The sequence below is a fragment of the Shewanella vaxholmensis genome (assembly GCF_031932135.1).
In the GTDB taxonomy this organism is placed as follows: Bacteria; Pseudomonadota; Gammaproteobacteria; order Enterobacterales; family Shewanellaceae; genus Shewanella; species Shewanella hafniensis.
In genome coordinates this window covers 53,146-73,536 of sequence record NZ_JAUOEV010000025.1, presented here as the reverse complement: position 1 = coordinate 73,536, position 20,391 = coordinate 53,146, and the positions used below count along the sequence as shown (strand labels likewise).

Below are 20,391 nucleotides of genomic sequence, written 5' to 3'. Positions count from 1 at the left end.
TTCCGTCTTACGACTTCAGCGGCTCAATGAATTCTGATTTTTCGTTTCTCGCACTCCTTATAAAAGAAGGGCTGAAACAAACTGTACATATTGCTATGAACACTCATTCATTGATTTAATTCTTTGATTACTCACTCGAAAGTAAAGTAATTTCGATTAACTCAACACCTGTGAGTGTCCACACAGATTTCTTGTTTTATCTTGTTAAAGAGCAACTCAACCTCGTAAGAGAAGATGAGTACCACACTGAGCGCCGAACGCTTCCAGTTGGCTAGGGCTGCGTATTCTACGCATTTCCCGTTTCGCGTCAAGGAGTATTTTTCAACTTCTTGCTGCGATTGAATTAAGTGCCATTCTCAACAGAGAGTAAGCCATTTAATTCAACCTAACTCGTCAGCTGGCTTTCGCTGTCTGCCGTGTCAGTGGATGCGCATTATAGGGAGATTGAGAAAGTCCGCAAGGGCTTTTTGTAGGAAAATAACGATTAAAGGTTTAGACGTTTACTTATCAAGCGATACGTATAAAAAAGGGGCTAAAAAGCCCCTTTATCTCGATTAAGTCTGGCAATCTTTATGAGTCTCACTCAATTAGATCATCATAAATACTGTTATCTATGGACTAAAGAAGCGAGATTCTTGCTCAACTTCGACTTCTTCACCGTCGATATGAGTTTTCACTTTTATCTCGATGTTAGTAACTGAACGAGAAAGCTCAACCGGATCGATGCCGACACTTATAGGTAACGTTAAGACTTCACCACCCGCAATAGTGACCGAAATTGGACCGTACCATTTATAGTGCTCCAATCCTTCGACACTCATAGTGTATTCGTGGGATTGCTCAGTCTTATTAAGAATCTTCAAGGTGAAGGTGTTTTCAATCAAACCTTGGTTGTTCTCTCTATAGAGCTGGTTACGATCACGAATGATGTCCATACGCACAGGTGCTATGGTCGCACTGGAGTATATAAAGACTAATATCATCGCCATCAATACCACGCCATAACCGACAAGCTTAGGTCGCAGTACTTTTTGCTTTATACCTTCTAACTTGTTCTCAGTGGTATAGCTGATAAGCCCTTTCTCGTAACCCATACGATCCATAGTTTGGTCACAGGCATCGATACAAGCACCGCAGTTAATGCACTCATATTGCAGACCGTTACGAATATCGATACCGGTAGGACATACCTGCACACATAAATCACAGTCGATACAGTCGCCAAGGCCTAGCTCTTTTGGGTCATCTTTACGCGAACGCGGACCACGAGTCTCACCACGTTTAGTATCGTAACCTACGATAAAGGTATTCTTATCGAACATGGCCGCTTGGAAACGAGCATAAGGGCACATGTGGATACACATGATTTCACGCATCCAACCCGCATTGCCGTATGTGGCAAGTGTAAAGAACACGACCCAGAAGTAGATACCGCCAGAAGCACTAAGCGTAAAGACGTCGACATAGACTTCACGGCTCGGCACGAAATAGGACACAAAGGTCATCGCCGTCATCAGTGAGAGCAATAGCCAAGCCGTATGTTTTGCCGTTTTACGCCAGAGTTTGTCAAAGCTCCATGGCATTTGATCTAACTTAATGCGTTTATTGCGCGCACCTTCAAGTTTTTCCTCGAACCAGATGAACATAAAGGTCCATACTGTTTGGGGGCAAGTGTATCCACACCAAACGCGGCCAAGATAGGTAGTCACAAAAAACAGCGCAAAGGCAGCGATCATAAACAACGCTGCGAGCAAGGTGAGATCCTGCGGCCAAATCGTTAAACCGAAGACGTGAAACTTTTGTTCGCCTAAGTTAAACCATACAGCTTGACGGTCGCCCCAAGGGATCCAAGGTAAAAGCAGGAAAAATAACATGGCAATCCAGCCCATGCGGCGACGTAAGCTACTCCACAAACCGTCTATGGCTCGGACATAAATCCGATTACGAGGGTTAAAGCGATCCGCTTTACTCGCATCTGGCTGGTGAATCTTAATTCGATTGGTTTTCGAATAGTCCTTGTTGTTAGATTCTGAGTTCATCGTTACAGCCTTTTACTGCTTTAATATTGGACGAAAACTAGCTTATTATACCCATATTCTTAATGGTTATTCACTTATGTTGGACTAAAAGATGAAAGGTTGGCTCATATTGGCGCTACTCGCGGGTGCTTTGTATTACTTATACACAGAAACAGATAAATTAGATGCTCCTATTGCAAAGACTGAGGCTATGGTCAAAAAAATAGAGAATAAAGTTGACTCTATGACGGGAACAAAAATCATAAAAATCGACCATAAATTGGCTAAGGTAAGAACCGACATCGTCGAGCGCTTGTCGACATTAGAACTCGAAGCCTTTAATCAGATTCCAATGACACCCGAGTCTATTGCCGACTTTAAAGCTAACTATTGCGGCACTATGGCGCCAGAACATCCAGTGTTCAGCAAAGATAATCAGCTTTATCTCTGTGATCACCTCTAACCATCGCGGACTCATAGGCAAACGGGATTTTGCTATATAGCGCTAAGCTTTAGGCTTTGGTGATTGACCTTATATATGATTCCGCCTAGCCTTTGAGGCATTACAGCACAAAGGCCTATAAATCATGACCCAACAAGTATCAGACATTTTTGATCCCACCTTATGGGATGAAGTCAGTGGATTTCAATTTGACGACATCACCTACCACAGAGCCAAAGCCCACGGCACAGTTCGCATTGCTATTAACCGCCCTGAGTGCCGCAACGCCTTCCGACCTAAAACCGTTGATGAGTTATTTATCGCACTCGATCATGCGCGCCAATGGTCTGATGTAGGTTGTGTACTGCTTACGGGTAACGGTCCTTCGGCAAAAGATGGTGGCTGGGCGTTCTGTTCGGGTGGCGATCAGCGTATTCGCGGCAAAGATGGCTATAAATATGAAGGCGCCGAAGAAGGCAAAGCCGATCAAGCCAGAATGGGCCGCTTACATATATTAGAAGTGCAACGCTTGATCCGCTTTATGCCTAAAGTGGTCATCGCCGTTGTGCCGGGTTGGGCGGTAGGTGGCGGCCATAGCTTACACGTAGTATGCGACTTAACCTTAGCCTCGAAAGAACACGCGATATTTAAGCAGACTGATCCCGACGTAGCGAGCTTCGACTCAGGTTATGGCAGTGCGTATCTTGCCAAGATGATAGGTCAAAAACGTGCCCGTGAAATCTTCTTCTGTGGTTTTAACTACAGCGCCGATGAAGCCTTCGACATGGGTATGGTCAATAAATCCGTTCCCCATGCAGAGCTAGAAACCGAGGCATTAATGTGGGCCAAAGAGATTAACTCTAAGTCGCCTACAGCGATGCGTATGCTGAAATACGGTTTTAACATGACAGACGATGGTATGGTCGGTCAGCAATTATTCGCCGGTGAAGCGACGCGTTTAGCCTATGCGAGTGCCGAAGCGCAGGAAGGGCGCGATGCCTTCCTAGAGAAACGCGATCAAGATTTCTCCGCCTTCCCTTGGCATTACTAGTTTATTAGCAGCGCTTTAATTTACTGCTAGCAACCCAAAGCCCTCCAGAGTGAGGGCTTTATGTTTTTTACAACGGATAAATAGATTAAACCGTTTAAACTAATCTGAAAACACGGCTTTTAATTTTAATGAGAATTGTTATCATCTAAGTATTCCAGCTGGGAGCCTATTTAGAGGACAAGATCATGACTAAGACACTTACTTTTGCCGTACTGCATTTTAGCGTCGCTTTTACCGTAACCTATTTATTAACTGGCAGTGTGGTCGTCGGTGGCGCAGTAGCCTTAGTAGAACCCGCGATTAACACTGTAGTGTTTTACTTCCATGACAAAGTGTGGAAACGCATTGAGGCAAAAAAGCAGCACGAACTAGATGCCATTCCAGCATAGAAAGCTAAGCCACCAGCATTTGCTATTGCTGTAAGTTAAGCGTCGTTTTGTTGTGAATCTAAATGAAAAAACCGCCAATAAAGGCGGTTTTTATTTAAATGCTTATATTTATTCTACTGTTACAGATTTTGCTAGGTTGCGTGGTTGATCCACGTCGGTACCTTTGATCAACGCAACATGGTACGACAATAGCTGTAGCGGAATAGTGTAAATCAGCGGCGCCATAAAGATATCGCAGTGTGGCACAGGGATCACTTTCATCGTGTCATCCGACTCGAACTCGGCATCCACGTCGGCAAACACATACATTAGTCCACCACGGGCACGCACTTCTTCGACGTTAGATTTGAGTTTTTCGAGCAATTCATTGTTTGGCGCAACGACAATCACAGGCATATCGGCATCGATAAGCGCTAATGGGCCGTGTTTTAATTCGCCAGAGGCATACGCTTCAGCATGAATGTAAGAAATCTCTTTCAGCTTTAACGCGCCTTCCATCGCAATCGGGTATTGATCGCCACGGCCAAGGAATAACGCATGGTGTTTATCGGCAAAATCTTCAGCCAATTCAGCAATCGCAGCATCTAGCCCTAAAGCTTGTTCTACTTTAGCTGGCATAGATTGTAAGCTTTGAGTGATGTCGGCCTGCATTTGCTCAGACATACCATTGTGGCGACCGATCACCGCAGTCAACATTAACAAGCCAGCAAGCTGTACTGTGAAAGCTTTAGTGGATGCCACGCCAATCTCAGCGCCCGCTTTCATCATGTAAGCCATGTCAGATTCGCGAACCAGTGATGAACCTGGCGCATTACAAATCGTCAATGTGGCTTTATAACCCATTTCTTTCGCTAAGCGCATGGCCGCTAAGGTATCGGCAGTTTCACCCGATTGTGAAATCGTCACCAACAGGCTATTTGGGAATAAGTGCGACTTGCGATAACGGAATTCAGAGGCAATTTCGACGTTACAAGACACGCCAGCCCAATCTTCTAACCAGTAACGTGCCGCCATGCCCGCATGGTAACTAGTACCACAGGCGATGATTTGCACATGTTTGATATCTTTTAAAAACTCAGCAGCGTTGTCACCAAAAGCCGTGTCTAGCACTTGCTTATTAGCAATACGACCTTCAATTGTGCGCGTCAGTGCCAATGGCTGCTCGTAAATTTCTTTAAGCATATAGTGGCGATATTCGCCTTTGTCACCAGCATCGTGGGTAATTTCAGATTCTTTGACTTCACGCTCAACGGCATTACCGTTTAAGTCGAAAATACTCACGCTACGACGGGTCACTTCGGCCACATCACCTTCTTCTAAGAAGGCGAATGAACGAGTCACAGGTAAGAGTGCCAGTTGATCCGAGGCGACAAAGTTTTCACCTAGACCAAAACCAATCACTAAAGGACTACCAGAGCGAGCCACAACCAAGCGCTCGCTGTCGCGGCGGTCGATTACCACAGTGCCATAGGCGCCTTCGAGTTGTTTAACTGTCGCTTGCACGGCAGAAAGTAAAGTGCTGTTAGTTTTCAGCTCATGGTGTACTAAGTGACAAATCACTTCGGTATCGGTATCAGAGCTAAATTTATAGCCTAAACCTTTAAGCATCTCGCGCAGTTTATTGTGGTTTTCAATAATGCCATTATGCACCACCGCGATATCACCTTCCGATAAATGCGGGTGAGCATTACGCTCACTTGGTTCACCGTGGGTCGCCCAGCGAGTGTGCGCGATACCGGTTCCGCCCGCTAATGGATCGGTTTCAAGCGCTGCTGAAAGCTCTTGTACTTTGCCAACGCGGCGCGTACGATTGAGTTCACCATTGTGAATAACGGCAACGCCTGCGGAGTCATATCCGCGATATTCTAAGCGGCGTAAGCCTTCTACCAGAATTTCAGCCACATCCCTTTGCGCCACGGCGCCTACGATTCCACACATAGTCTTTACCTATAAATTAAAAATGAAGTTGTTAAGCTATTTTGCACTCACTATTGAGCGTAGGGCGCTAGCATGACTCGCACGCCCTGATCTGAAATTTGTTTTAGCGCACTCTCATCGATACGGTCGTCGGTGACCAACACACTGATTTTGGCCCACGGCAACTCTAAGTTAGGGATCCGCTTACCGATTTTGTCTGAATCCACCATAACGATCACTTCGCGGGACACTTCGGCCATCACTTTGCTTAGGCCAGTTAACTCATTAAAGGTGGTAGTGCCGCGTTCAAGATCGATACCATCGGCACCGATAAACAGTTGGTCGAAATTATATGAGCGCAACACTTGCTCGGCGACTTGACCTTGAAAGGATTCAGAATGCGGATCCCAAGTGCCACCGGTCATCAATAGGGTTGGCTCGTTTTCAAGCTCATGGATAGCATTGGCAAGGTGCAATGCATTCGTCATGACCACCAGCCCGCGCTTATCGTTCAGCTGTTCAATCAAGCCTGACGTCGTAGTGCCGCTATCAATAATGATGCGATTGTGATCTTTAATCAGCTGCGCGGCAGTTTTCGCAATAGACAGCTTATTAGGCGCGATTTTGGCAGAAAACTGTTGGGTCACTTCGTCAGGAATCGCCACGGCGCCACCGTAACGGCGCAATAATAAACCCGTTTTCTCAAGCGCGGCGAGATCCTTACGAATCGTCACTTCTGAGGTTTCAAAACGTAACGACAGTTCATCAACGCTCACTTCACCCTGTTCGTTCAATATGGTGATTATGCTGTGGCGACGCTGCTGTGTGTTTCGTTTATTCATAAAACCTTTCAGTTAAGTTTCGATTCGAAAGGTGCATTATAGTGAAACGAAACTTTTTTGCTAGTATTCGAAAGGTGTTTTTAGCGTGAGAATGATGTAATAGCTGAGCTTTTAAAATTAACCTAATGAAAAGCAATAAAAAAGCAGTTCACCTATCGATGAACTGCTTTAAGCGAGCTAAAACTTAAGCGTAGAAAGTGAAATTAGAACTTAGCTTCAAGCGCCACACTAAAGTTACGATCTTGGCCGATAGTAACCTTCTGATTGTCACCACCATCTAAGTATTCAGTATCAAATAAGTTTCTAACGTTTGCACGAATACCGAACTCATTACCACTGATATTGAAGGTGTAAGCCGCCCCCATATCAAAGCGGACATAACCATCTTTAGTGATGGTATTTTGAGTATTGGCAAAACGCTCACCTACATATACCGCACCAAAATTAAGCGCCAATTCATCTGTCACCTGATAACGGCTCCAAATGTTAGCAGCCCATTCTGGCGCATCAATAGGTGTTTTGCCATTGAGGACATCAGCAGTCTTGTAGCCAGCATCCAGATACATCATAGAAGACGTCACAAACCAACTGTCACTTATCTGTCCTTGAGCACCTAGTTCAAATCCTTTGTGGTGCTGTTTGCCATCCTGGCGAGTAACCTGGGTAATGCTCTTTTTACCCGGTACGTCGATTGGCGTATCCAATTGATGCCTCACGATGCGGTTATCGATTTCGATATCAAACACAGCGCCGGTCAGGAGTAAGCCGCCATCCATCAGCTCCCATTTAGCACCGAGTTCATATTGAGTACCGTACTCGGGATCAAGCTCTTGGTTGTTATTCAGGTCGGCTTCGTCGTTTACCTTGCCCTGGGGCACAAAACTCTTGGAGTAATTGGCATAAAGACTGAGATCCTGCTGTGGCTGCCAGATCACCCCAAACTTGGGTGATATAGCATTGTCATTACCAGATTCCTCTTTTTGCTCATCGAAACGCACCCCAGCGAGCAGCTTCCACTGATCGTTCAGGCTGATAAGGTCCTGCAGGTACACACCGTAGAATTCATACTCGCTGTTACTCCAGCTGGTATCTGTGGTGTAAGAAATATCAGGGCGGGGCGCAGCCACGCCCGGCATCACGGTTTGACTACTACCGGAGGTGCGCAGCTGGGCATAACCATAATCCAGCTTATTGGCGCCTAGCAGCAGTTGGTGTTCCATTCCCGCAAGTTCAAACTCCCCAGTTAAATCCACGTAAGCGCTTTTGTGACTCCAATCATCAAAACGGTCGAAGGGACTTATCTGATAGCCATTAGTCATGGCTTCGGCATTGTATCTCGGCGCAGAATCAAAACGCTGACGATTGAACTGCTGGTCATTGTAACCAAATTTCAAATTCCAGTTATCACTGATTTGCCAAGCAATATCAGCACCGAGGTTAGTAATACTGTTATCGGTAAAGGCCCATGGCATGTCCCAAATTTGCTTACGTCCACCAATCAGGTTGCCATTTTTATCAAGCCAACCTCCCACATCGATGCCGGTTTTATCTTCAGTACGGTCATAACGCACCGACAACAGCAAATTATCGGTTACATCATAATCTAGAGCCACAGAGCCCAGCCAACGGTCACGCTCTTGCTGCTCGGCCTGTTCGCCCGGCAGTGGCGAATAGCTGCGCCAGTATTCTGTATCTTGTTTTACGCCAACGGCACGATATCTTAAGGTTTCAGCCTCGTTGATAGCACCACCAGCATCAAGTTGAAAGCGAGTTGAACCCTGTTCATCTGTATCAAAACCTAGTTCAAACAAACGCTCATAGGTCGGCTTTTTGGTAACCATATTTACCAAACCACCAGGCCCAGATTGACCATAAAGCATGGAAGAAGGCCCTTTAAGTACTTCGACCTGGCTTAAGATTTCAATCGGCAATACGTAGTGAGCAAAAAGCTGGTGGCCGTTAGCCAGGTAGCCTGAGCCTGAATCAAGTTCAAAACCACGTAGAGAGAAAACTTGGCGGTTCCAACGCTGGGTTCCTGCAGTGATAGAGGAATCATTAACTAATACTTCGGCTAGATTGGTAGCCAACTGTTCGTCAGTCACAAAATCTGGGATTACATTAACAGACTGTGGGGTATCCATTAAGTCGATATCACCGCGCATAGCACCCGATGCACTACCAACTTTATAGTTGTTAAAAGTACGGCCTGTGACATTAATGCGCTCAATATTGGCATCGTTTGGCACCTCTGCCAATACGGGCATAGCCATTAACGCCGAACCTACGGCCAAACCTACAACTGAATATTTAAATACCATTGCCAACACCTCAATTAGACCTTTCGTCTTAGAATTGCAGGCAATATAAATGAGAAGTGTTTTTATTTAATCTTCTTTACACGAATTTACAATTAGCTGTGATATAGATCTAAATCTGTTTAAAACCAATAGATTGCAAATACCACAATAGGATTAACTCAACCTTAATTACGTGACTTTTATTGTTTTCCATCTGAATTAAACGAATCTAATTTCCAACAATCTGACTAAATATAAAAGCGGCACATGGCCGCTTTATAGATACTCAGTTGAGTTAAATAAACTTACTTTTTAATTTTGACTGGACGTTGCCAACCCGTCAGGTGCTTTTGTTTAACACGGGTAATGACTAACTCATTTTCACCCACATCGCGGGTAATGGTTGAGCCAGCGCCTAAGGTTGCGCCTTTACCGATAGTGACAGGTGCCACTAGCTGAGTGTCTGAGCCAACAAAGACATTATCTTCGATAACGGTAAGATGCTTATTCGCACCATCATAATTACAAGTAATAGTGCCAGCACCGATGTTAACGCCATCACCTATAACGGCATCGCCTAAATAGGCTAAGTGTCCAGCTTTTGATCCCACGCCAATCACCGCTTTTTTCACTTCAACAAAATTGCCTATGTGCGCATCTTGCTTAAGCTCTGCGCCGGGACGTAAACGGGCAAATGGGCCAGCACTGGCAGCAATGCCCAGTTTAGCGCCTTCGATAATAGAGTAAGGTTTGATCTCAGCGTTATCGGCAATCTCACAATCGATAAGAATAGCACCTGCGCCAATAGTGACATTATTACCTAAGGTCACTTTGCCTTCGAATATCACGTTGATATCAATCATCACATCCATACCAACAGTGACTTCACCACGGATATCGATACGGCTTGGGTCGCGTAGGTTCGCCCCCGCCAACATCAGTTTTTCGGCTTCACGGGCTTGGTAAGCGCGTTCAAGTTGCGCCAGTTGCACGCGGTTATTGGCGCCTTCCACTTCAATCGCAGATTGTGGTTGGGCAGTATCAATAGCAACACCATCAGCGTGCGCCATCGCAATAATATCCGTTAGATAATATTCGCCTTGGGCATTGTTATTCGATAAACGGCTCAACCAAGCTTTAAGTTGTTTACCTGGAACGGCCATGATGCCGGTATTGATTTCGTTGATCAGTAGCTGCTCTGCTGTAGCATCTTTCTGCTCAATAATACCGATGACTTTTCCTTGTTCTTGACCTTCACAGGGAGTACGGACGATACGGCCATAACCCATAGGATTGGCTAAATTCACCGTTAAGATAGCCACACCATTTTCAGGGCGAGCAGCGAGTAAGGCTTCAAGAGTTGATTGTTGTATAAGCGGCACATCGCCATAAAGAATGAGCACAGTATCATTGTCAGCAATATGCGGGCTCGCTTGCGCAACCGCATGACCCGTACCTAATTGCTCAGCTTGCAATACCCAGTTGAGTTGTTGCTCACCTAAGCTGGCTTGTAGCTTGTCAGCACCATAACCGTAGACTAACTGAATCGCGTCACTACCCACTTTATGGGCGGTATCGATGACATGTTGCACCATGCTCTTGTGGGCGATGGGATGTAATACCTTAGGAAGATCAGAACGCATCCGTGTTCCCTTGCCAGCCGCTAAGATCACTACATTTAATGCCATTGCCATATCCTTGAACAAATACCCAAGAGGGTGAAAAACTGAGGTCGTATTAGTGGCGCAATTTTAACGGAAAGCACATCGAAAAGCGAAGCGGATAGCGATAGGAATAGCTCAAAAACACGCTTACCCAAATTTCAGCCACAAAAAAGGCGACCTTATGGTCGCCTTTTTTCACAAACAATAACCTTATCTGGCAATGTTTTTCTTGATGGTTTCAACAACACGTAATTGAGCCATAGCCTTAGCTAACTCAACCATAGCCGCGTCATAATTGAAGTCAGCACCTGCATTAGCCATATGGGCTTCTGCACGACGCTTAGCTTCTAATGCCGCTTGCTCATCAATATCTTTGGCACGCATAACCACATCAGCCAATACGGAGACAGAAGAAGGTTGCACTTCCAGAATACCACCTGAAAGGTAAAACACTTCTTCACTGCCGTCTTGCTTGACGATGCGCGCCATGCCAGGTTTGATATAACTCAGCAAAGGAGCATGGCCATGCATTATGCCTAACTCACCTTCAGAACCAGTCACTTGTAGACTCGCTACACGACCAGAGAAGATGTTGCTCTCTGCACTTACTATATCAAGATGTACTGTCATGGCTGCCATCCCGTTCTCCTTAAAAAACTAAGTATGACTACTTAGTTATTTCTTTTTGTTCGCTTTCTCGATGACTTCATCGATTGAGCCAACCATGTAGAACGCTTGTTCTGGCAGGTGATCAAACTCACCGCTCAAAATACCCTTAAAGCCACGGATAGTGTCTTTCAGAGAAACGTACTTACCAGGAGATCCAGTAAAGACTTCTGCTACGAAGAAAGGCTGAGACAAGAAACGCTCAATCTTACGAGCACGGAATACAGTTGTTTTGTCTTCATCAGACAATTCGTCCATACCCAGAATCGCAATAATGTCTTTCAGCTCTTTGTAACGTTGCAGTACAGTTTGCACGCCGTTAGCAACGTCATAATGCTCTTGGCCAACAACCAAAGGATCTAATTGACGTGAAGTCGAATCCAATGGGTCAACTGCTGGATAAATACCCAGAGAAGCAATTTGACGTGACAGTACAACAGTCGCATCTAAGTGAGCGAAGGTTGTTGCTGGTGACGGATCGGTCAAGTCATCCGCAGGTACGTATACCGCTTGTACAGAGGTAATAGAACCCGTCTTAGTTGAAGTGATACGCTCTTGCAGAACGCCCATCTCTTCAGCCAATGTTGGTTGATAACCTACCGCAGAAGGCATACGACCTAACAGTGCAGATACTTCAGTACCGGCTAAGGTATAACGGTAGATGTTGTCAACGAACAACAGTACGTCACGACCTTCGTCACGGAACTTCTCTGCCATAGTCAGACCAGACAGTGCAACGCGCAAACGGTTACCTGGAGGCTCGTTCATCTGACCATAAACCATGGCCACTTTGTCGAGAACGCCAGAATCTTTCATCTCGTAGTAGAAGTCGTTACCTTCACGAGTACGTTCACCTACACCGGCGAATACAGAAAGACCCGAGTGGGCTTTAGCGATGTTGTTAATCAGTTCCATCATGTTAACTGTTTTACCAACACCCGCACCACCGAACAAACCAACTTTACCGCCCTTAGCGAATGGACAAACAAGGTCAATAACCTTGATGCCAGTCTCTAACAGTTCAGTAGAGCTTGATTGATCTTCGTATGAAGGAGCTGTACGGTGAATAACATAACGCTCTTCTTCACCGATTGGACCCGCTTCATCAATAGGCTCGCCTAATACGTTCATGATACGGCCAAGAGTGGCGGTACCAACAGGAACAGTAATAGGTGAACCTGAGTTTACTACTTCAAGACCACGACGCAGACCGTCAGAAGAACCCATAGCGATGGTACGAACTACACCACCACCTAGTTGTTGCTGAACTTCCAGCACCAAACCATTACACGGGCCTTCACCTACGATCTTCAGAGCGTCATATACTTGAGGTACGGCATCTTGTGGAAACTCTACGTCCACAACCGCGCCAATCACTTGGACAACAGTACCTGTGCTCATGATTAATCCTCTAAAACTTGTATTCGTTACCTAACCTAAACCGCAGAGGCACCAGAAACAATTTCCGACAGTTCTTGCGTAATCGCAGCCTGACGGGCCTTGTTATAGACCAGTTGCAAGTCGTTGATAAGCTCACCAGCGTTGTCTGTTGCCGACTTCATCGCCACCATACGGGCAGCTTGTTCAGAGGCAATGTTTTCAACAACACCTTGGTAAACCTGAGATTCTACATAACGGACCAATAAAGTATCCAAAAGTGCTTTTGGATCTGGCTCGTAGATATAATCCCAACGATGAGCAGTTTCATCATCTTCTGATTTAGGCAAAGGTAGCAGCTGCTCGATCACAGGAGTCTGCGTCATAGTATTCACAAATTTGTTAAATACCACGTACAGACGATCCAGCTTGCCTTCGTTGTAAGCTTCTAGCATGACACCGACTGTCCCGATCAAGTCAGCGAGCTTTGGAGCATCGCCTAAACCTGAAGCGTGAGCAGACACTTGTCCACCGAAGTTTTTGAAAAACTGCACACTACGTGCGCCGATTGGGCAAAATTCAAATTCTGCACCTTGGGCTTTCCAGCTTTTCACGTCTGCAATAACCTTTTTGAAAAGGTTAACGTTCAGACCACCACAAAGGCCACGGTCGGTTGCCACAACAATGTAACCAACCCGCTTAGCCTCTCTCACCTCCAAATAGGGGTGTTTATACTCGAGAGAACCTTGCGCTACGTGACCGATCACCTTACGCATGCTTTCCGCATATGGACGGCTCGCAGCCATGCGTTCCTGCGCTCTGCGCATTTTGCTGGCTGCCACCATTTCCATGGCGGACGTGATCTTCTGAGTGTTTTTCACACTCGCGATCTTGGTTTTAATCTCTTTAGCGCCGGCCATCTCTACTCTCCAATCTGGACCTGAGGTGTCTTAAGACACCTCTATCATTGTTACCAGGTTTGGGTTGCTACGAACTTGTCGAGGCCAGCTTTTAATTCAGCTTCGATATCAGCGCTATAATCGCCAGTATCATTGATAAGCTTCATTAAAGGAGCATGCTCGCTGTTCATGAACGAGAGCAGAGCGGCTTCGAAATTACCGACCTTATTCAGCTCAACACTCTTCAGGTAACCTTTTTCAGCTGAGAAAATAGACACAGCTTGAGCGGCTACGCTCATTGGAGCATATTGCTTTTGCTTCATCAGTTCGGTAACACGCACACCATGCTCAAGTTGAGCACGTGTTGCATCGTCAAGATCAGATGCAAATTGCGAGAACGCAGCAAGCTCACGATACTGTGCTAGTGCGGTACGAATACCACCAGACAGTTTCTTGATGATCTTAGTCTGAGCCGCACCACCAACACGAGAAACAGAAATACCTGGGTTAACCGCTGGACGTAGGCCAGAGTTAAACAGATCGGTCTCAAGGAAGATCTGACCATCGGTAATAGAAATTACGTTGGTCGGTACGAATGCAGAAACGTCACCCGCTTGCGTTTCAATAATCGGCAGCGCGGTTAAAGAACCGGTTTTGCCAGTTACTGCACCTTTAGTGAACTTCTCTACATAAATCGCGTTAACGCGTGATGCACGCTCTAGTAAACGTGAGTGTAGATAGAATACGTCACCTGGGTAAGCTTCACGGCCTGGTGGACGCTTGAGCAGTAACGAAATTTGACGATAAGCAACTGCTTGCTTAGACAAATCATCGTATACGATCAAAGAATCTTCACCGCGGTCACGGAAGTATTCACCCATAGAACAACCAGAATATGGCGCTAAGTATTGCAGAGCAGCAGCTTCAGAAGCCGTTGCAACAACAACGATAGTGTTAGCTAACGCACCGTGTTCTTCTAGCTTGCGTACTACGTTTGCGATAGTAGAAGCCTTTTGGCCAATCGCAACGTAAACACATTTAATGCCAGAATTTTTCTGGTTGATAATTGCGTCGATCGCCATAGCTGTTTTACCAGTTTGACGGTCGCCAATGATCAATTCACGTTGACCACGACCGATAGGGATCATGGCATCAACGGCTTTATAACCAGTTTGAACTGGTTGATCAACAGACTGACGTTCAATAACACCTGGTGCGATAACTTCAATTGGCGAGTAACCATCGTTATCGATAGGTCCTTTTCCGTCAATTGGCTCACCTAGAGTGTTAACAACGCGGCCAAGAAGACCGCGGCCAACTGGAACTTCCAGAATACGGCCAGTCGTTTTCACTTTTACGCCTTCTGCTAAATCAGCATAAGGACCCATTACTACGGCACCGACAGAATCACGTTCAAGGTTCAACGCGATTGCAAAACGGTTACCAGGCAGTTCGATCATCTCACCTTGCATCACGTCGGCTAGGCCGTGGATGCGGATGATGCCGTCACTTACCGCAACGATAGTACCTTCGTTACGAGATTCGCTAACGACTTCGAACTGCTCGATCCGCTGCTTAATCAGATCGCTGATTTCAGTGGAATTCAGTTGCATGCTCAAACTCCCAATTACGACTGCAGCTTATCAGACAGACGCGATAACTTACCGCGGACCGAGCCATCGATGACTAGGTCTCCTGTCTTAATGATTACACCGGCGATGAGCGCGGCGTCAGTGCTGCAATTCAGCTTAACTTTGCGTGCGAGACGTTTCTCTAAAGAAATACTAATCTGCTGTTGTTGTTCAGAGCTCAGCTCAGTTGCAGAAACCACATCGGCTTCCACTTCTTTTGCCCACTCATTACGGTATTCAGTAAATAACTGAGATACAGCAGGTAGTACCTTTAAGCGACCGTTTTCAGCCATTACCTTTATCAGGTTCTGACCTTGCACATTGACTTGCTCACCACACACACTAATAAAGAGTGCTGCGAGCTTAGTGCTGGCTAAAGAGCCAGCTAACAGTGGTTGCATGGTTTCGTTTTCACTCACCAATGCGGCAAACGTAAGCATTTCTGCCCATGAATCCACTGCATCTTGTTCAATAGCAAAGTCAAAAGCTGCCTTTGCGTAAGGGCGAGCGATGGTGGTTAATTCAGCCATAACTCAACTCCCTTATCAAATTTCAGCGACTAGTTTATTAACTATGTCACTGTGGGCGGCTGGATCAATAGAACGCTCAAGGATCTTCTCAGCACCCATGATGGCAAGAGTAGCAACCTGCTTGCGCAGATCCTCTTTGACGCGATTACGTTCAGCTTCAATTTCTGCTTTACCCTGAGCGATGATTTTAGCACGCTCAGCGTCTGCTTCGGTTTTGGCTTCTTCAACTATTTGAGCTTTACGCTTGTTAGCTTGCTCAATAATTTCATTAGCCGTTACCTTGGCTTCTTTTAGTTGGTCAGTCGCTTTCGCTTGTGCCAACTCCAGGTCTTTTACCGCACGATCAGCATCAGCTAGACCGTCAGCAATCCTTTTTTGGCGCTCTTCGATGGCATTCATCAAAGGGGGCCATACAAACTTCATGCAAAACCACACGAAGATCATAAAGGCGACCGTCTGACCGATTAGGGTAGCGTTGAAATTCACAACAGCCTCCTATTTAGAGTTAAGACAGAAGCGTTTTTTACAGCATTGCACCCAGTGGGTTGGTAAATAGCATGAATAATGCGATACCAACACCGATCATAGTTACGGCGTCAAGAAGACCCGCTACGATGAACATTTTAACTTGTAGCATAGGAGCCATTTCTGGTTGACGCGCAGCGCCTTCCAAGAACTTGCCGCCTAATAAGCCGAAACCGATTGCAGTACCAAGAGCACCCATACCAATCAGCAGAGCAACAGCGATAGCTGTCATGCCTAAAATCGTTTCCATCTGTATCTCCAGTATCTAAATCTGTATTAGTTGATGATTTAGTTTAAAATTTCTTCAGCAATCCTTAATGATCTTCATGCGCCATGCTTAAATAAACAATGGTCAACATCATGAAGATAAACGCTTGCAGTGTGATAACCAAAATGTGGAATATTAACCAACCCAGTTGTAGAGTCACACCTAGGGAAGATAATAACAAGTTGGTACCATACATCAGCGCAATAAGGATGAAGATCAACTCACCTGCGTACAAGTTACCAAAGAGTCGCAATGCCAATGAAATTGGCTTAGCTATCAAAGTAACTGTCTCTAATAGGAGGTTGACGGGTATCATTGCCTTATGGTTAAAGGGCTGTAGTGTCAGTTCTTTAACAAACCCAGACACACCTTTGACCTTAATGCTGTAGAAAATAATCAGCACGAACACACCAATAGCTAAGCTAAAGGTAATGTTAACGTCAGTCGTCGGAACCGCTTTAAGATATGGAATACCCATTAAACTTGCTGCGTGAGGCAGCCAATCAACAGGGATCATATCCATGAAGTTCATCATGAATACCCATACAAAAATGGTCAGAGCTAAAGGTGCGATCAGAGCATTGCGACCATGAAAACTTTCTTTCACGCTGTTATTTACGAACTCAACGATCATCTCAACAAAACATTGCAGTTTGCCAGGAACACCGGAAGTCGCTTTTTTACCAACGCTGCGGAAAATCCACAGGAACAGAACACCAAGACCAACCGAAAAGAACAACGAATCAATGTGCCATGTCCAAAAGCCTTCACCAACACTTAAGTTGGTAAGGTGATGTTGGATATAGCCCTGCGGTGTTAACGCTTCACCAGTTGCAGCCATGATTCATCCCACTTAACTTTGCTTGAAGTATAAAGGAGCTGTCCAATGCACGATTAGCGTCAGCACATAACAAACAAAAAGCGGCATAAAAGCGACCTTAATATTGATAAATACAAACGAAAACATTGCGATGGTTAACAGCAACTTTACCGCTTCCCCCCAGTAAAAAGCCTTTATGACTTTTGCAGCTGAACTTGCTCCCGTGTGGGAGAAAGCGAGGGTTGCGAATACAAAATTAGGGAGCACAGCGATTGAACCACCTGCTAAAGCAGAATAGCCAAACTGAACTCCCCACACGGCGAAAAAGAGAATTGAAGCACCCCCAGCGACCGCCGCCTGCATCATCACCAATTTATAGGCTGACCACCGGCCACGACGCGCTAAAACCTTACTCAATTCATCCTCTCCGCATTCATACTTTTTGTTTCGATGACCGGATGACAAATACCCGTATTTATGTCGATGCACAAAAAGCTTGCGAAAGTATACCTTTTCACGCCTTCATTGCAACTTTGAGATAAGGAAAAACAACACTTTTAACGTGATCTAGCGCCAAACGAGTTAAAATGTAAGATTAGCATCTGTCACAAATTTACATTAAAAACTGTTAATCTACAGACATTAATGAATTTTACTAAGAATTCCGTCTAATTCAGCCAGATTCTGATAGTTAATTACAATTTTACCTGTGCCCTTACTACTATGAGCGATAGAAACCTTGGCACCTAATCTTTCAATTAACTGCTGCTCTAAACGACAAACATCTTGATCTTTAGTCGTAGTTTCGGCTTGTTTAGGCGGATTTAAGGTTTGATTAATTAATCGTTCAGTTTCGCGAACGGTTAATTCCTTAGCGGCCACTAATCTCGCAAGATTTGTTTGTTCTTCTCCCTCAATTGCTAACAAAGCGCGAGCATGACCCATATCGATGTCGCCATACTCGAGTAGACGTTTTACCGGCTCATTTAAGCCGTTTAAACGTAACAAGTTAGATACACTCGCTCTGGATTTTCCCACAACATCGGCAACTTGTTGGTGAGTCAGTTCAAATTCTTGCATTAAACGTTGCAATGCAATGGCTTCTTCCATGGCATTTAAATCTTCACGCTGGATGTTTTCAATCAAAGCGATAGCAACAGCGGCTTCATCGGGCACTTGTTTGACTATGCAGGGGATTTTATTTAAGCCAGCAAGTTGAGAAGCACGCCAGCGACGTTCGCCCGCAATGATCTCATACATGTCGTTTGCCACTTGTCTAACAACGATGGGCTGAATAATGCCTTGGTTGCGGATAGAATGCGCCAGTTCTTCCAACGCTTCGGGAGACATGTCTTTTCGAGGTTGATACTTACCCGGTTGTAATAAGTCTAAATCGAGATGGATAAGCTCTTCTTTTTTATCGACAACATTAGCTTCGTCAGTATGTTTTTTACTGGCGGCATGGCTGTTACTCAGTAGGGCATCTAGCCCTTTGCCTAATCCTCTTTTCTTTAACGTCATGGTGATCCCTTACGCTTGCTTAGCCTGAGTTTGTTGTTCTGAACGACGGATCATTTCACCCGCAAGCGCTAGATACGCCTTAGCGCCGGCACTCGATTTATCGTAATACATAGCAGGCGCACCAAAACTTGGCGCCTCAGCCAGCCTGACATTACGTGGGATCACAGTACGATATACCTTGTCACCAAAATGCTGTTTTAGCTGATCGGACACATCATTAGACAAACGATTACGCGGATCGTACATAGTGCGTAAAATGCCTTCAATGCCAAGCCCTGGGTTAACCATAGCGGCAAGTTTAGTGATGGTATCAATCAGCGCTGTTAAGCCTTCAAGGGCATAGTATTCGCACTGCATAGGCACAAGCACAGAGTCGGCCGCTGACATAGCGTTCACCGTCAGCATGTTCAATGAAGGAGGGCAGTCGATAAAGATATAATCATATTGATCTTTTATCGGTGCGAGCGCGTTACGCAAACGGATCTCACGCGCAAAAAACTCCATCAGTTTGATCTCTGCCGCTGTGACATCGCCATTACTGGCGATCAGATCATACTTACCCGCAGTGTTTTTAATGACGATCTCATCGAAGTTTTTTTCTTCGACCAATAATTCGTAGGCCGTATTTTCGACCTCATATTTATCGACACCGCTACCCATAGTCGCATTACCTTGGGGATCGAGATCGATCAATAAGACTTTACGTTTTGTTGCTGCTAACGAAGCGGCGAGGTTAACGCAAGTAGTTGTTTTTCCTACGCCACCTTTCTGGTTAGCCACGGCAATCACTTTACCCACAATATCACCCTGTATGTAAATGCTGGTTTATTGCCCTTACCTAAAAATGATTTATTCATCACTTTCAAGCCTGTTATTCTTTGATTATTTTCAATAAATGTCTTTGTTCATCGAGTTTAGGCACCTTGAGCTCGATGACTTCTTTCACTGCAAATCCACTTGGAATATGTTGCATTTCTTCATCATTTAACTGGCCTTTAAGGGCATAAAACTGCCCATGTTCGGCGGGTAAATGATGGCACCAAGTGAGCATATCTTGGATTGAAGCAAATGCACGACTTAATACGCCGTCAAATTTTTGCTCTGGTTGATAAGCTTCTACGCGGCTTTCAACCGAACTGATGTTATGTATGCCTAGTTCAAAGGACACTTGTTTTTGAAAACGAATGCGTTTACCTAAGCTGTCCAATAACACAAATTGTTTATCGGGATTCATAATCGCTAACGGGATCCCAGGTAAACCAGGTCCTGTGCCTACATCGATAAAACGTTCACCTTGTAGATGTTTTGAAACCACTAAGCTGTCCATGATATGGCGGATCAACATGGCTTCGGGATCTCTCACCGATGTCAGGTTATAGGCTTTATTCCATTTGTTGAGCATGCCAACAAAATCAATTAGTTGTTTTTTTTGCTCGGCGGTTGCGGGCAAATTAATTTCGGCTAAATAAGCCTCTAACTGGGCAGATAACACGGAGCAACCTCAACAAAGATACGATTATGAACGCGAAGGCTA

Annotated in this window: 20 protein-coding genes; 3 read left to right on the top strand and 17 right to left on the bottom strand. The window is 45.3% G+C overall.

Going from position 1 to position 20,391, the window contains the following annotated elements:
* Positions 1-611: 611 nt before the first annotated feature.
* Positions 612-2,039: a cytochrome c oxidase accessory protein CcoG gene (gene ccoG, locus Q4Q46_RS18505; RefSeq protein ID WP_311906714.1), complete on the bottom strand. Its 1,428-nt coding sequence runs from the start codon at positions 2,037-2,039 to the stop codon at positions 612-614.
* Positions 2,040-2,130: 91 nt separating this feature from the next.
* Here ccoG and Q4Q46_RS18500 point away from each other — a divergent pair, with 91 nt between their 5' ends.
* The 3 genes from Q4Q46_RS18500 (at position 2,131) to Q4Q46_RS18490 (ending at position 3,900) form a co-directional block, all read left to right on the top strand.
* Complete coding sequence (locus Q4Q46_RS18500; protein ID WP_006079351.1) at positions 2,131-2,481, top strand: hypothetical protein; 351 nt, start codon at positions 2,131-2,133, stop codon at positions 2,479-2,481.
* Positions 2,482-2,605: 124 nt separating this feature from the next.
* A complete protein-coding gene (locus Q4Q46_RS18495) occupies positions 2,606-3,511 on the top strand; it encodes a 1,4-dihydroxy-2-naphthoyl-CoA synthase (RefSeq protein ID WP_006084758.1) in 906 nt (301 codons plus the stop codon).
* A gap of 185 nt (positions 3,512-3,696) precedes the next feature.
* Positions 3,697-3,900, top strand: a complete 204-nt coding sequence (locus Q4Q46_RS18490; protein WP_105250772.1) for a DUF2061 domain-containing protein — start codon at positions 3,697-3,699, stop codon at positions 3,898-3,900.
* A gap of 108 nt (positions 3,901-4,008) precedes the next feature.
* Here Q4Q46_RS18490 and glmS read toward each other — a convergent pair whose 3' ends face one another.
* The 16 genes from glmS to rsmG all read right to left on the bottom strand — a co-directional run bounded on the left by glmS (position 4,009) and on the right by rsmG (position 20,349).
* Positions 4,009-5,838, bottom strand: a complete 1,830-nt coding sequence (glmS, locus tag Q4Q46_RS18485) for a glutamine--fructose-6-phosphate transaminase (isomerizing) (RefSeq protein WP_006079348.1) — start codon at positions 5,836-5,838, stop codon at positions 4,009-4,011.
* Positions 5,839-5,888: 50 nt separating this feature from the next.
* Entirely contained in the window at positions 5,889-6,659 is a 771-nt protein-coding gene (locus Q4Q46_RS18480; RefSeq protein ID WP_311906713.1) for a DeoR/GlpR family DNA-binding transcription regulator, read from the bottom strand.
* 203 nt (positions 6,660-6,862) lie between these two features.
* Positions 6,863-8,977 (bottom strand): TonB-dependent siderophore receptor, encoded by a 2,115-nt coding sequence (locus Q4Q46_RS18475; RefSeq protein ID WP_311906712.1) that lies wholly within the window; start codon positions 8,975-8,977, stop codon positions 6,863-6,865.
* A 284-nt stretch (positions 8,978-9,261) separates the two neighbouring features.
* Positions 9,262-10,644, bottom strand: coding sequence for a bifunctional UDP-N-acetylglucosamine diphosphorylase/glucosamine-1-phosphate N-acetyltransferase GlmU (gene glmU, locus Q4Q46_RS18470; protein WP_311906711.1), 1,383 nt, complete (start codon positions 10,642-10,644; stop codon positions 9,262-9,264).
* Between the two features lie 186 nt (positions 10,645-10,830).
* The gene (locus tag Q4Q46_RS18465; protein ID WP_107950083.1) at positions 10,831-11,259 is read right to left on the bottom strand and encodes a F0F1 ATP synthase subunit epsilon; all 429 of its coding nucleotides are present in this window, start codon (positions 11,257-11,259) and stop codon (positions 10,831-10,833) included.
* A 36-nt stretch (positions 11,260-11,295) separates the two neighbouring features.
* Positions 11,296-12,687, bottom strand: coding sequence for a F0F1 ATP synthase subunit beta (atpD, locus tag Q4Q46_RS18460; RefSeq protein ID WP_063883852.1), 1,392 nt, complete (start codon positions 12,685-12,687; stop codon positions 11,296-11,298).
* Between the two features lie 35 nt (positions 12,688-12,722).
* Positions 12,723-13,583: a F0F1 ATP synthase subunit gamma gene (gene atpG / locus Q4Q46_RS18455; RefSeq protein WP_006084762.1), complete on the bottom strand. Its 861-nt coding sequence runs from the start codon at positions 13,581-13,583 to the stop codon at positions 12,723-12,725.
* A gap of 50 nt (positions 13,584-13,633) precedes the next feature.
* Positions 13,634-15,175 carry a F0F1 ATP synthase subunit alpha gene (gene atpA, locus Q4Q46_RS18450; protein WP_006083843.1) on the bottom strand — a complete coding sequence of 514 codons (1,542 nt, stop codon included), beginning with the start codon at positions 15,173-15,175 and terminating at the stop codon, positions 13,634-13,636.
* A gap of 14 nt (positions 15,176-15,189) precedes the next feature.
* A complete protein-coding gene (gene atpH, locus Q4Q46_RS18445) occupies positions 15,190-15,723 on the bottom strand; it encodes a F0F1 ATP synthase subunit delta (RefSeq protein WP_006083842.1) in 534 nt (177 codons plus the stop codon).
* A gap of 15 nt (positions 15,724-15,738) precedes the next feature.
* On the bottom strand, positions 15,739-16,209 hold the full coding sequence (gene atpF, locus Q4Q46_RS18440; RefSeq protein WP_259516210.1) for a F0F1 ATP synthase subunit B: 471 nt from the start codon (positions 16,207-16,209) through the stop codon (positions 15,739-15,741).
* A gap of 37 nt (positions 16,210-16,246) precedes the next feature.
* A complete protein-coding gene (gene atpE / locus Q4Q46_RS18435) occupies positions 16,247-16,498 on the bottom strand; it encodes a F0F1 ATP synthase subunit C (RefSeq protein ID WP_006083840.1) in 252 nt (83 codons plus the stop codon).
* Positions 16,499-16,562: 64 nt separating this feature from the next.
* Positions 16,563-17,357, bottom strand: coding sequence for a F0F1 ATP synthase subunit A (gene atpB / locus Q4Q46_RS18430; protein WP_106648792.1), 795 nt, complete (start codon positions 17,355-17,357; stop codon positions 16,563-16,565).
* Positions 17,358-17,369: 12 nt separating this feature from the next.
* Positions 17,370-17,753 (bottom strand): ATP synthase subunit I, encoded by a 384-nt coding sequence (locus Q4Q46_RS18425; RefSeq protein WP_063883871.1) that lies wholly within the window; start codon positions 17,751-17,753, stop codon positions 17,370-17,372.
* A gap of 225 nt (positions 17,754-17,978) precedes the next feature.
* Positions 17,979-18,857: a ParB/RepB/Spo0J family partition protein gene (locus Q4Q46_RS18420; RefSeq protein ID WP_006084765.1), complete on the bottom strand. Its 879-nt coding sequence runs from the start codon at positions 18,855-18,857 to the stop codon at positions 17,979-17,981.
* 9 nt (positions 18,858-18,866) lie between these two features.
* Positions 18,867-19,655 carry a ParA family protein gene (locus Q4Q46_RS18415; RefSeq protein WP_259591018.1) on the bottom strand — a complete coding sequence of 263 codons (789 nt, stop codon included), beginning with the start codon at positions 19,653-19,655 and terminating at the stop codon, positions 18,867-18,869.
* 73 nt (positions 19,656-19,728) lie between these two features.
* Complete coding sequence (rsmG, locus tag Q4Q46_RS18410; RefSeq protein ID WP_006083835.1) at positions 19,729-20,349, bottom strand: 16S rRNA (guanine(527)-N(7))-methyltransferase RsmG; 621 nt, start codon at positions 20,347-20,349, stop codon at positions 19,729-19,731.
* Between the last annotated feature and the right edge of the window lie 42 nt (positions 20,350-20,391).

What these genes read in the sequence shown, in the direction of transcription:
- Q4Q46_RS18420 (WP_006084765.1), bottom strand. Translation starts at nt 18,857, where the DNA reads ATGACGTTAAAGAAAAGAGGATTAGGCAAAGGGCTAGATGCCCTACTG.
- atpB (WP_106648792.1), bottom strand. Translation starts at nt 17,357, where the DNA reads ATGGCTGCAACTGGTGAAGCGTTAACACCGCAGGGCTATATCCAACAT.
- Q4Q46_RS18475 (WP_311906712.1), bottom strand. Translation starts at nt 8,977, where the DNA reads ATGGTATTTAAATATTCAGTTGTAGGTTTGGCCGTAGGTTCGGCGTTA.
- glmS (WP_006079348.1), bottom strand. Translation starts at nt 5,838, where the DNA reads ATGTGTGGAATCGTAGGCGCCGTGGCGCAAAGGGATGTGGCTGAAATT.
- ccoG (WP_311906714.1), bottom strand. Translation starts at nt 2,039, where the DNA reads ATGAACTCAGAATCTAACAACAAGGACTATTCGAAAACCAATCGAATT.
- atpD (WP_063883852.1), bottom strand. Translation starts at nt 12,687, where the DNA reads ATGAGCACAGGTACTGTTGTCCAAGTGATTGGCGCGGTTGTGGACGTA.
- Q4Q46_RS18480 (WP_311906713.1), bottom strand. Translation starts at nt 6,659, where the DNA reads ATGAATAAACGAAACACACAGCAGCGTCGCCACAGCATAATCACCATA.
- Q4Q46_RS18495 (WP_006084758.1), top strand. Translation starts at nt 2,606, where the DNA reads ATGACCCAACAAGTATCAGACATTTTTGATCCCACCTTATGGGATGAA.
- Q4Q46_RS18465 (WP_107950083.1), bottom strand. Translation starts at nt 11,259, where the DNA reads ATGGCAGCCATGACAGTACATCTTGATATAGTAAGTGCAGAGAGCAAC.
- atpE (WP_006083840.1), bottom strand. Translation starts at nt 16,498, where the DNA reads ATGGAAACGATTTTAGGCATGACAGCTATCGCTGTTGCTCTGCTGATT.
- Q4Q46_RS18500 (WP_006079351.1), top strand. Translation starts at nt 2,131, where the DNA reads ATGAAAGGTTGGCTCATATTGGCGCTACTCGCGGGTGCTTTGTATTAC.
- atpH (WP_006083842.1), bottom strand. Translation starts at nt 15,723, where the DNA reads ATGGCTGAATTAACCACCATCGCTCGCCCTTACGCAAAGGCAGCTTTT.
- Q4Q46_RS18490 (WP_105250772.1), top strand. Translation starts at nt 3,697, where the DNA reads ATGACTAAGACACTTACTTTTGCCGTACTGCATTTTAGCGTCGCTTTT.
- glmU (WP_311906711.1), bottom strand. Translation starts at nt 10,644, where the DNA reads ATGGCATTAAATGTAGTGATCTTAGCGGCTGGCAAGGGAACACGGATG.
- atpG (WP_006084762.1), bottom strand. Translation starts at nt 13,583, where the DNA reads ATGGCCGGCGCTAAAGAGATTAAAACCAAGATCGCGAGTGTGAAAAAC.
- atpA (WP_006083843.1), bottom strand. Translation starts at nt 15,175, where the DNA reads ATGCAACTGAATTCCACTGAAATCAGCGATCTGATTAAGCAGCGGATC.